At 60.0% G+C, this 11,501-nt stretch carries 9 protein-coding genes; 8 read left to right on the top strand and 1 reads right to left on the bottom strand.

Features of this window, described 5'->3' with window-relative positions:
• Positions 1-10: 10 nt before the first annotated feature.
• The 4 genes from ABVR31_RS12295 to ABVR31_RS12280 all read left to right on the top strand — a co-directional run bounded on the left by ABVR31_RS12295 (position 11) and on the right by ABVR31_RS12280 (position 3,238).
• Complete coding sequence (locus ABVR31_RS12295; protein ID WP_372772888.1) at positions 11-1,228, top strand: winged helix-turn-helix domain-containing protein; 1,218 nt, start codon at positions 11-13, stop codon at positions 1,226-1,228.
• 78 nt (positions 1,229-1,306) lie between these two features.
• Positions 1,307-1,489: a Trm112 family protein gene (locus tag ABVR31_RS12290; protein ID WP_010618270.1), complete on the top strand. Its 183-nt coding sequence runs from the start codon at positions 1,307-1,309 to the stop codon at positions 1,487-1,489.
• A complete protein-coding gene (gene kdsB, locus ABVR31_RS12285; protein ID WP_166718640.1) occupies positions 1,486-2,235 on the top strand; it encodes a 3-deoxy-manno-octulosonate cytidylyltransferase in 750 nt (249 codons plus the stop codon). Before ABVR31_RS12290 ends, kdsB begins: the two co-directional genes overlap by 4 nt.
• A 109-nt stretch (positions 2,236-2,344) precedes the next feature.
• Positions 2,345-3,238, top strand: coding sequence for a YcbJ family phosphotransferase (locus ABVR31_RS12280; RefSeq protein ID WP_372772886.1), 894 nt, complete (start codon positions 2,345-2,347; stop codon positions 3,236-3,238).
• On the opposite strand, the gene elyC is transcribed toward ABVR31_RS12280, so the two are convergent.
• Entirely contained in the window at positions 3,218-4,003 is a 786-nt protein-coding gene (gene elyC, locus ABVR31_RS12275) for an envelope biogenesis factor ElyC (protein WP_372772884.1), read from the bottom strand. The two genes, ABVR31_RS12280 and elyC, sit on opposite strands and share 21 nt — an antisense overlap.
• A 124-nt stretch (positions 4,004-4,127) precedes the next feature.
• Here elyC and cmoM point away from each other — a divergent pair, with 124 nt between their 5' ends.
• The 4 genes from cmoM to mukB are packed head-to-tail and all read left to right on the top strand — an operon-like array spanning position 4,128 to position 11,404.
• Positions 4,128-4,898 carry a tRNA uridine 5-oxyacetic acid(34) methyltransferase CmoM gene (gene cmoM, locus ABVR31_RS12270; RefSeq protein ID WP_058757758.1) on the top strand — a complete coding sequence of 257 codons (771 nt, stop codon included), beginning with the start codon at positions 4,128-4,130 and terminating at the stop codon, positions 4,896-4,898.
• Between the two features lie 11 nt (positions 4,899-4,909).
• A complete protein-coding gene (gene mukF / locus ABVR31_RS12265) occupies positions 4,910-6,232 on the top strand; it encodes a chromosome partition protein MukF (protein WP_058757757.1) in 1,323 nt (440 codons plus the stop codon).
• Positions 6,213-6,941: a chromosome partition protein MukE gene (mukE, locus tag ABVR31_RS12260; RefSeq protein WP_031279857.1), complete on the top strand. Its 729-nt coding sequence runs from the start codon at positions 6,213-6,215 to the stop codon at positions 6,939-6,941. The genes mukF and mukE overlap by 20 nt, the downstream gene beginning before the upstream one ends.
• A complete protein-coding gene (mukB, locus tag ABVR31_RS12255; protein ID WP_338670360.1) occupies positions 6,938-11,404 on the top strand; it encodes a chromosome partition protein MukB in 4,467 nt (1,488 codons plus the stop codon). The genes mukE and mukB overlap by 4 nt, the downstream gene beginning before the upstream one ends.
• Positions 11,405-11,501 lie beyond the last annotated feature (97 nt).

Raw genomic sequence — 11,501 nt, 5'->3', positions numbered from 1 at the left:
GGACGACGTAATGACCAGCACGTATTCCCTCTCTCTGCAAACCGCCCGCAACCTGCACCTCTCTGCCCAGGGCCTGCTACGTCCGCCGCGCCGTCAGGCGCGTTTTGCCGATATTCACGCCTGTGTGCGGCAGATGTCGCTGCTGCAAATCGATACCATTAATGTGGTCGCGCGCAGTCCGTATCTGGTGCTGTTCAGCCGGCTGGGCGCTTTTCCTGCTGAGTGGCTGGAGCAAACGCTGGCAGCGGGCGCGCTGTTTGAATACTGGGCGCATGAAGCCTGTTTTATCCCTTTTGAAGATTATCCGCTGCTGCGTCACCGCATGCTGGCTCCGCAGCGCCTGGGCTGGAAATACAATCAGCAATGGGTGGATCAGCATCAGCAGGAAATCGCCGATCTGCTGCAACATATCGCCGCCACCGGTCCGGTTCGCGCCGCTGATTTTGCCAGTGACAAGCACACCAAACCCGGCTGGTGGGCGTGGAAGCCGCACAAGCGACATCTGGAGAACCTGTTTAGCGCCGGTGAGCTGATGGTTGTCGAGCGCCGTAACTTTCAGCGCGTCTACGATCTGCGTAGCCGGGTGATGCCGCACTGGCGCGACGAGCAGCATGCGCTGAGCGAGAACGAGGCGGTGATGCAGATGCTGGATCACAGCGCGCGCAGCCTCGGCATTTTCCGCGCCAGCTGGCTGGCCGATTACTACCGGCTGAAACGCGCGCCCATTGCACTCTGGCTGGCGCAGGCCGCTGAGCAGGGAGTGATTCAGCGCGTTGAGGTTGAGCAACTGGGCGAGATGTGGCTGCACCATACGCTGCTGCCGCAGTTGGCGCAGCCGCAGGGCGCCACACACAGCGCGCTGCTGTCACCGTTTGATCCAGTGGTATGGGATCGCCGCCGCGCGCTTGAGTTGTTTAATTTTGACTACCGCATCGAGTGCTACACGCCAGAGCACAAACGCAAATACGGCTATTTTGTCCTGCCGCTGCTGCACCGCGGCGCACTGAAAGGGCGCGTCGATGCCAAAATGGATCGCCAGGCGCAGCGCCTGATTCTGCGGGCCTTCTGGCTGGAGCCCGGCGTGCGCGTGAGCCAGCAGTTTCTCGCCGATGTGCATAAAGCCATTAACCGCTTCGCCGCCTGGCAGGGCGCCAGCGAAGTGGTGCTGGAAAACGCGCCTGATGCGCTGCGGGCCGCCTGGTCCACGCACTGGCACGTCAGCATATAAGCCGATGGCGGCGCGCCGTCCCTGATTGCGCTATGGTATGCTAATCCTCTGACGTATCGGTCCTGAAAGGAGAAAAGTATGGATCACCGTTTACTTGAGATTGTGGCCTGTCCGGTCTGCAACGGAAAACTGTATTACAACAAAGAGCAGCAGGAGTTGATCTGCAAACCCGACGGCCTGGCGTTCCCGGTGCGTGACGGTATTCCGGTATTGCTGGAAGTAGAAGCGCGCACCCTGTCCGTTGAAGAGATTCATCCATGAGTTTCGTGGCGATTATTCCGGCACGCTACGCCTCCACGCGCCTGCCGGGCAAACCGCTGCTGGATATTCACGGTAAACCGATGGTGGTGCACGTGATGGAGCGTGCACGCGAGTCCGGCGCCGGGCGGGTGATTGTGGCCACCGATCATCCTGACGTGGCGGCGGCAGTGACCGCTGCCGGCGGGGAAGTCTGCATGACGCGCGCCGACCACCAATCTGGTACCGAGCGCCTGGCCGAGGTGATTGAAAAGTATCAGTTTGCTGACGATACCATCATCGTGAACGTGCAGGGCGACGAGCCGATGATTCCGGCGGAGATTGTGCGTCAGGTCGCGGACAATCTGGCCCAGGCGGATGCCGGCATGGCCACACTGGCGGTACCGATTCACGAGGCAGAAGAGGCGTTCAATCCCAACGCGGTAAAAGTGGTCACCGATGCCAGCGGCTATGCACTCTATTTTTCACGTGCGACCATTCCGTGGGATCGCGAACGTTACGCGCAGTCGCGTGAGCAGATTGGCGACACGCTGCTGCGCCACATCGGTATCTATGCCTATCGCGCCGGTTTCATCCGTCGCTATGTGGCATGGCAACCCTGTGCGCTGGAGCAGATCGAGTTGCTGGAGCAGCTGCGCGTGCTGTGGTACGGCGAAAAGATCCACGTGGCGGTAGCGGCCACCGTGCCGAGCGTCGGTGTGGATACGCCGGACGATCTGCTGCGCGTGCGTGAAGCGATGCAGGCATAATCGTCAGCGGCCAGCGACCCGGCTGGCCGCAAAGTTTGATCTGGCGCTAAGTTTCGCGCCGTCATGACCTCCAGGATGGTGCAATGAGTTAACTCCGGAGGACTCTTCCATGGAACAACTCCGTGCAGAACTGGCGCTGGTGCTGGGCGAAGGCGTTAGCCGGCTGGAAACCATCAGCGAACAGGCACAATCGCGGCTTTACGCCCTCTATGATGACCACGGCAAGCCGATGCCGCTGGTGGCCAAATATTTTCGTCATCAGGGGCGCGCCGCGCTCGAAGCGAAAAAACTCACCATGCTGGCGCATGAAGGGCTGATTACGCTGCCCACGGTGTACGGCCTGGTTTTGAGTCAGCAACCGCCGGCGCATGAAATGCTGCTGCTGGCGCGCTTAAATGGCGTATCGGCCGAAGCGCCGGCACGCACGGCAGCGCGCTGGGAGCAGCTGTGTGAACAGATTGTCGAAGGGCTGCTGGCGTGGCACCGCATTGACAGCCATGGCCTGGTCGGCAGCGTTGACAGCGTGCAGGAAAATCGCTGGCCGGCGTGGTATCGCCAGCGGGTGGAAGTGCTGTGGTCCACGCTGGGCTATCTGTCGCCCCCCGGATTTACCCACGCCGATCGTCAGATTCTGTTTCGCAGCCGCGAACAGCTGGTGCAGCTGTTTGCCGGCTTTGACGACCCGTGCGTGCTGATGCACGGCAATCTGCGTCTCGCCAGTATGCTGAAAGACCCGCACAGCGATCAGCTGGTGGCGATGACCCAGCCGGGCACCATTTTGTGGGCCCCGCGTGAGTATGAGCTGATGCGCCTGGCGGAAAACGGTGCTGAAGCATCGCTGCTGCAGCACTATTTACAGCGTGCGCCGGTGGATGACGGTTTCGTCTGGCGCCGCTGGCTCTATCAGCTGTGGGATTGCGTTGACACGCTGGTCAGCAGCGGCCAGTTTGACCGGCCGCGCTTTGACCATGCCCGCGCGCAGCTACTCCCCTGGCTCGGCTGAAGGTTCGCCACTGCCGCGCAGCCGCTGCCAGATCAGCCCCAGCGTTTCGTACACCGCGCGCTGGCTATGGCTGAGCCACAGCGGCGAGGGCAGCGTGCGATCCCAGACGCTGATTGGTGAGGTGATCGCCAGCTGGTTAGCCGGTGCCGGTAGCGGATTCAGGCCGGCGCTCTGGAAAAAGTGCATGGCGCGTGGCAGATGGTTGGCAGACGTCACCAGTAAAAACGGATGCTGCCCGATGGTCTGCTTCACCGCCAGCGCTTCTTCGCCGGTGTCATGTGGCTGATCCAGCACGATAATGGCATCGTCGGGCACGCCAAGGCTGCGCGCCACGTCAGCAGCAACGCTGGCGTTGCTGCGCGGATTGTAGCCCGCAGCGGCACCGGTGAAGATCATTTTGGCCTGAGGATAGCGTCGCCACTGGCGAGCGCCTTCGGTCACGCGCGGCAGGCTGTTGTTCAGCAAGTTGGAGCTCGGTGCCCACTGCCGGTTATAGGTGTAACCCCCGCCCAGCACCACGATATAGTCTACCGGCTCGCTGCCATTCCACGTGGCATACTGGTTTTCCAGCGGGGCCAGCAGCCGATCGGCCACCGGTTGCAGACTCAGCAGTAACAGCATCAGCCAGCTCAATGAGATAAGGATTTTGCCGCTTTTTTGCCAGCGGCTGAACCAGAGCAGTAAAAGTCCTGCCGCCATAAGCGTTAACAGCAATGGCAAAGGCAGTAGCATCGCGCCAATCCATTTTTTTAAGGCAAAAAACATCGAAAACGTCTCCTTTTGTCCGAAAAAACAGCAGCCAGACAGTTACTGCGGCATGAAAGGTTCATTCTTGTCGAGCCTGTGACAAAATAGCACAAGTTGAATGCAGCAAAGCGGAGCCATCACCATGCAGGATCGTAACTTTGACGATCTGGCGGAAAAATTCTCGCAAAATATTTATGGCACCCGTAAAGGCCAGGTGCGTCAGGCGATCATCTGGGATGAGCTGAACGCCATTCTGCCGACGCTGCCCGCTGGCCCGCTGACGGTGCTGGATGCCGGTGGTGGTGTCGGTCAGATCTCCAGCGGTCTGGCTGCGCAGGGGCATCAGGTATTGCTGTGCGACCTGTCGGGCGAGATGCTTAAGCTGGCCGCCGCCCATGCGTACAGCGCAGGTGTGAGCCACAACATGCAATTCAAACAAATTAGCGCGCAGCAGGTTGGCGAACATTTGGATAAGCCGGTGGATCTGGTATTGTTTCACGCTGTGCTTGAGTGGGTGGCGGATCCGCTGGCGGTGCTGCAGGCGCTGTGGCATACGCTGAAACCCGGTGGTGTGCTGTCGCTGATGTTTTATAACGCGCACGGCCTGACGTTCCGCACCCTGACGCTCGGCAATTTCGGCTATCTGCGCGCCAACATGAACAAGCGCAAAAAACGCACGCTGTCGCCGGATTTCCCCCGCGATCCTGACGATGTACAGCGCTGGCTGACGCAGTGCGGATTTATCACCGAGCAGCGTGCCGGTATCCGCGTGTTCAGTGACTACATGAAGCCGCAGCCCGGCGCCGGGAAGAGCGTTGAGGAAATTATTGAGATGGAACGGCGCTACTGTCGTCAGGAGCCCTTTTTGAGTTTAGGGCGCTATATCCACGTGACTGCGCGCAAACCCAGGTAGAAGGATCAACTATGAGCGAATTTTCCCAGACGGTCCCCGAACTGGTGGCATGGGCGCGCAAGAATGACTTTTCCCTTGCGCTGCCGGTAGAACGTCTGGCGTTTTTGCTGGCCATCGCCACCCTCAACGGGGAGCGCATGGACGGCGAGATGAGTGAAGGTGAGCTGATTGACGCCTTTCGTCACGTCAGCAAAGCGTTTGAACAAACCCACGAAACCGTTCAGGTCCGTGCTAACAACGCCATCAACGACATGGTGCGTCAGCGCCTGCTTAACCGTTTTACCAGCGAGTTGACCGAAGGTCACGCCATCTATCGTCTGACGCCACTGGCGATCGGCATCACCGACTATTACATCCGCCAGCGCGAATTTTCCACGCTGCGCCTGTCGATGCAGCTGTCGATTGTCGCGCAGGAGCTGAAGCGCGCCGCCGACGCCGCCGAGGAAGATGGCGACGAATTTCACTGGCACCGCAACGTCTTTGCGCCGCTGAAATATTCGGTCGCGGAAATCTTCGACAGCATCGACATGACGCAGCGCCTGATGGACGAACAGCAGCAGGCGGTAAAAAGCGATATCGCCGATCTGCTGAATAAAGACTGGCGCGCGGCCATCTCCAGCTGTGAGCTGCTGCTGTCGGAGACCTCCGGCACGCTGCGCGAACTGCAGGATACGCTGGAAGCGGCAGGCGACAAGCTGCAGGCTAACCTGCTGCGGATTCAGGACGCCACGCTGAGCAGCCCGGATCTGGGCTTCGTCGACAAGCTGGTGTTTGACCTGCAAAACAAGCTCGATCGCATTATCAGCTGGGGCCAGCAGGCCATCGATCTGTGGATCGGTTACGACCGCCACGTGCACAAATTTATTCGTACCGCCATCGACATGGATAAAAACCGCGTGTTCGCGCAGCGTTTACGCCAGTCGGTGCAGAACTATTTCGATCAGCCGTGGGCGCTGACCTACGCCAATGCCGACCGTCTGTATGACATGCGCGATGAAGAGATGACGCTGCGTAACGACGAGGTGATGGGTGAGCTGCCGCCGGAAATGGAGTACGAAGAGTTTAACGAAATCCGCGAGCAACTGGCGGCGATGATTGAAGAAGCGCTGCAGATTTACAAGCAGCAGCAGAAGCCGCTGCATCTCGCCACGGTGATGCGTGACTATCTGGCGCAGTATCCCCGCGCGCGCCACTTCGACCTCGCACGTATCGTCATCGATCAGGCGGTGCGACTCGGCGTGGCCGAAGCCGATTTAGCCGGTCTGCCTGCGGAATGGCAGACCATCAATGATTACGGAGCCAAGGTGCAGGCACATGTCATCGACAAATATTGAACAAGTGATGCCGGTCAAACTGGCGCTGGCACTGGCAAACCCGATTTTTCCCGCGCTCGATAGCCAGTTACGCGCCGGCCGCCACATTGGTATTGAAGAGCTGGATAATCACGCTTTTCTGATGGATTACCAGCCGTTTCTGGAAGAGTTCTATGCGCGCTACAACGTTGAGTTGATCCGCGCACCGGAAGGTTTTTTCTATCTGCGTCCGCGCTCAACCACGCTGATCCCGCGCTCGGTGCTGTCCGAGCTCGACATGATGGTGGGTAAAATTCTCTGTTATCTCTACCTGAGCCCGGAGCGGCTGGCCAACGAGGGCATTTTCACCCAGCAGGAGCTGTACGACGAGCTGCTGTCGCTGGCGGATGAAAGCAGGTTGCTGAAGCTGGTTAACCAGCGCTCCACCGGATCGGACCTGGATCGCGCCAAACTGCAGGAGAAGATGCGTGCGTCGCTCAGCCGTCTGCGCCGTCTCGGCATGGTGTGGTTTATGGGCAACGACAGCAGCAAGTTCCGCATCATGGAGTCCGTTTTCCGCTTTGGTGCGGATGTGCGCAGCGGTGACGACGCACGTGAAGCGCAGCTGCGCCTGATTCGTGACGGTGAAGCGATGACGCTGGAGAACGCACCGGTCGCCAGTGAGAGCGACGAGGCAGAAAATGACAGCGAACACGACGCGAGCGAGCGCGCGGAGGATGAACAGGCATGATTGAACGCGGTAAATTTCGATCGCTCACGCTGATCAACTGGAACGGTTTCTTTGCCCGCACCTTTGATCTGGATGAGCTGGTCACCACGCTGTCCGGCGGTAACGGTGCCGGTAAATCGACCACCATGGCGGCGTTTGTTACGGCACTGATTCCGGACTTAACCCTGCTGCATTTCCGTAACACCACCGAAGCCGGTGCCACATCCGGCTCGCGCGACAAGGGTCTGCACGGCAAACTGCGCGCGGGCGTCTGCTATGCGGTGCTGGACGTGGTCAACTCGCGCCATCAGCGCGTGGTGGCTGGCGTGCGCCTGCAGCAGGTGGCCGGACGCGATAAGAAAGTCGACATCAAGCCTTTCAGTATTCACGGCCTGCCGAGCGATACGCTGCCAACCGATATGCTGACCGAAATTCTCGGCAGCCGTCAGGCGCGCGTGCTGCCGCTGGCAGAAGTGAAGGAGCGGGTGGAAGCGCAGGAGGGCGTGCAGTTCCGCCAGTTCAGCTCGGTCACGGACTACCACGCCATGATGTTTGAGCTCGGCGTGGTGCCGCGTCGTCTGCGCACCGCCGGCGATCGCAGCAAATTCTACCGTCTGATCGAAGCCTCGCTGTATGGCGGTATCTCCAGCGCCATTACCCGCTCGCTGCGTGATTACCTGCTGCCGGAAAACGGCGGCGTGCGTAAAGCGTTCCAGGATATGGAAGCGGCGCTGCGCGAAAACCGCATGACGCTGGAAGCGATTCGCGTCACGCAGTCGGACCGCGATCTGTTTAAGCATCTGATCTCTGAAGCCACCAGCTACGTTTCTGCCGACTATATGCGCCACGCCAACGAGCGTCGCATCCATCTCGACGGTGCGCTGCAGCTGCGTAACGAGCTGTTCACCAGCCGCAATCAGCTGGCATCAGAACAGTATCGTCACATCGAAATGGCGCGCGAACTCTCTGAGCACAACGGTGCAGAGAGCGATCTGGAAACCGATTATCAGGCGGCGAGCGATCACCTTAATCTGGTCCAGACAGCGATGCGTCAGCAGGAGAAGATCGCGCGTTACGACGCCGATCTGGAAGAGCTGACTTATCGCCTCGAAGAGCAGAATGAAGTGGTGGCCGAAGCGCGTGAGGTGCAGGAAGAGAACGAAGCGCGCGCTGAAGCGGCGGAAATTGAAGTCGACGAGCTGAAAAGCCAGCTGGCCGATTTTCAGCAGGCGCTTGATGTGCAGCAAACCCGTGCCATTCAGTATCAGCAGGCGCTGCAGGCGCTGGAAAAAGCGCGGGCGCAGTGTCAGCTGCCGGACCTCACCATCGACAACGCCGCAGAGTGGCAGGAAACCTTCCAGGCGCGCGAAGAAGAGGCCACCGAACGGCTGCTGCGCCTGGAGCAGAAACTCAGCGTGGCGGAAGCGGCGCACAGCCAGTTTGAACAGGCGCTGGCGCTGGTCACCAGCATTGCCGGTGAGGTCAGCCGGCAGGATGCGTGGCAGGTCGGGCGCGAATTGCTGCGCGATGCCGCTAACCAGCGCCATCATGCCGAGCAGCTCTCTTCGCTGCGTCTGCGTCTCAACGAACTGGAAACCCGCCTGCGCGAGCAGCATGACGCCGAACGTCTGCTGGCCGACTTCTGTAAACGTCAGGGCCAGCAGTATGACGCTGACGCGCTGGAAGGCCTGCAGCGTGAACTGGAAGCGCAGATAGAACAGCTGAACGAAAGCGTGGCCGACGCCGGTGAACGCCGCATGCTGATGCGCCAGGAGCTGGAGCAGCTGCGCGAGCGTATCACTGCGCTGACCGCACGGGCACCGCACTGGCTGGCGGCGCAGGAGATTCTTACCCAGCTGAGCGAGCAGACCGGCCAGACGCTGAGCAGCAGCCAGCAGATCACCGAATATATGCAGCAGCTGCTGGAGCGCGAGCGTGAAACCACCGTTGAGCGTGATGAAGTGGCGGCGCGCAAGCGTGAAGTCGAGCAGCAGATTGCGCGACTCAGCCAGCCGGGCGGCGCGGAAGATGCGCGCCTGACTCAGCTGGCGGAGCGGTTTGGCGGCGTGCTGCTGTCAGAAATTTACGATGACGTGACGCTGGATGATGCGCCGTACTTCTCCGCGCTGTATGGCCCGTCGCGTCACGCCATTGTGGTGCCGGACCTGTCGCTGGTGCGCGAGATGCTCGACGGCCTGGAAGAGTGTCCGGAAGATCTCTATCTGATCGAAGGCGATCCGCAGTCGTTTGATGACAGCGTCTTTAGCGTTGACGAGCTGGAAAATGCGGTCGTTGTCAAAGTGGCGGAGCGCCAGTGGCGTTATTCGCGCTTCCCGAAAGTGCCGCTGTTTGGTCGCGCGGCGCGGGAAAATCAGCTGGAGCTGTTGAACAATGAGCGCGACCAGCTGGCCGAACGTTTTGCCACGCTGTCGTTTGACGTGCAGAAAACCCAGCGTCTGCATCAGTCGTTTAGCCGCTTTATCGGCAGCCACCTGGCGGTGGCCTTCGACGAAGATCCGGAAGCGCAGATGCGCCAGCTCAATAGCCGTCGTGGCGAGCTGGAGCGCGCGCTGGCGCAGCACGAGAATGACAACCAGCAGCAGCGTGCCCAGTTTGAGCAGGCAAAAGAGGGTGTGGCGCAGCTCAACCGCCTGCTCCCGCGCGTTAACCTGTTGCTTGACGACTCGCTGGCCGACCGCTGCGAAGAGATTCGTGAGCGGGTGGAAGAAGCCCAGGAAGCCGCGCGCTTCCTGCATCAGCACGGCGCGAAACTCAGCAAGCTGGAGCCGCTGGTGGCGGTGCTGCAGAGCGATCCGCAGCAGCACGAACAGCTGACGCGTGATTATCAGCAGGCGCAGCAGCAGCAGCGCGAAGCGCGTCAGCAGGCATTTGCCCTGACCGAAGTGGTGCAGCGCCGCGCGCACTTCAGCTATGAAGATTCGGCTGGCATGCTGACCGGTAACAGCGATCTCAACGAAAAACTGCGCCAGCGTCTGGAGCAGGCGGAAGGCGAACGCAGCCGCGCGCGCGAACGCCTGCGCGAACATCAGGCGCAGCTGACGCAGTATTCCCAGGTGCTGGCATCGCTGAAGAGTTCGTACGACGCCAAGCGCGACATGCTGAAAGAGTTGCAGCAGGAGATGCAGGATATTGGCGTGCACGCCGATGCCAGCGCCGAGGAGCGTGCGCGCAGCCGGCGTGACGAACTCTACACGGCGCTCAGCCACAACCGTGCGCGTCGCAATCAGCTGGAGAAACAACTCACCTTCTGCGAAGCCGAGATGGATAGCCTGCAGAAGAAACTGCGCAAGCTGGAGCGCGATTATCACCTGATGCGTGAGCAGGTGGTCAGCGCCAAAGCGGGCTGGTGCACCGTGCTGCGCCTGGTGAAAGAGAACGGCGTCGAGCGCCGTCTGCATCGTCGCGAGCTGGCTTACCTGAGCGGCGACGAGCTGCGCTCGATGTCGGATAAGGCGCTCGGTGCGCTGCGCCTGGCGGTCGCGGATAATGAACACCTGCGCGATGTGCTGCGCATGTCGGAAGATCCAAAACGGCCGGAGCGCAAGATTCAGTTCTTTATCGCCGTCTATCAGCATCTGCGTGAACGTATCCGTCAGGACATTATTCGTACCGACGATCCGGTTGAAGCCATCGAGCAGATGGAGATTGAGCTGAACCGTCTGACCGAAGAGCTGACGGCGCGTGAGCAGACGCTGGCGATCAGTTCGCGCAGCGCGGCCAATATCATCCGCAAAACCATTCAGCGCGAGCAGAACCGCATCCGTCAGCTGAACCAGGGCTTGCAGGCGGTGAGCTTTGGCCAGGTGCGCAGCGTGCGGCTGAACGTCAACGTACGCGAAACGCACGCCATGCTGCTGGATACGCTGTCGGAAGAGCATGAACAGCATCAGGATCTGTTTACCAGCAATCGACTCACGTTCTCGGAAGCGCTGGCGAAGCTGTATCAGCGTCTCAATCCGCAGATTGATATGGGCCAGCGCACGGCGCAGACCATCGGTGAAGAGCTGCTCGACTACCGCAACTACCTTGAGATGGAAGTGGAAGTGAACCGCGGCTCCGACGGCTGGCTGCGCGCCGAAAGCGGGGCGCTGTCGACCGGTGAAGCGATCGGTACCGGTATGTCGATTCTGGTGATGGTGGTGCAGAGCTGGGAAGAGGAGTCACGGCGTCTGCGCGGAAAAGATATTTCACCGTGCCGCCTGCTGTTCCTCGATGAAGCCGCGCGTCTTGATGCGCGCTCCATCGCCACGCTGTTCGAACTGTGCGAGCGTCTGGAAATGCAGCTGGTGATCGCCGCGCCGGAGAATATCAGTCCGGAAAAAGGCACCACTTATAAGCTGGTACGTAAAGTCTTTAACAATACGGAGCATGTGCACGTGGTCGGACTGCGCGGTTTCTCCGCCGATCCGACGCCGGTGAAACAGGAAAATCCCGGCGCAGGCGTGGTCACTGAAAATAGCTAGCAGCAAATCTGGTTAAAAATTCAGGCTGCGGTTAATCTGTAAACGGCATCGGCCCTGCGAGGCGGATGCCGTTTTTTATTTTATACTCAACCATAAG

Origin of the sequence: Pantoea sp. WEP (assembly GCF_041678305.1) — a bacterium.
Classification (GTDB): domain Bacteria; phylum Pseudomonadota; class Gammaproteobacteria; order Enterobacterales; family Enterobacteriaceae; genus Pantoea; species Pantoea dispersa.
This window is presented reverse-complemented; position numbering and strand designations above follow the sequence as displayed.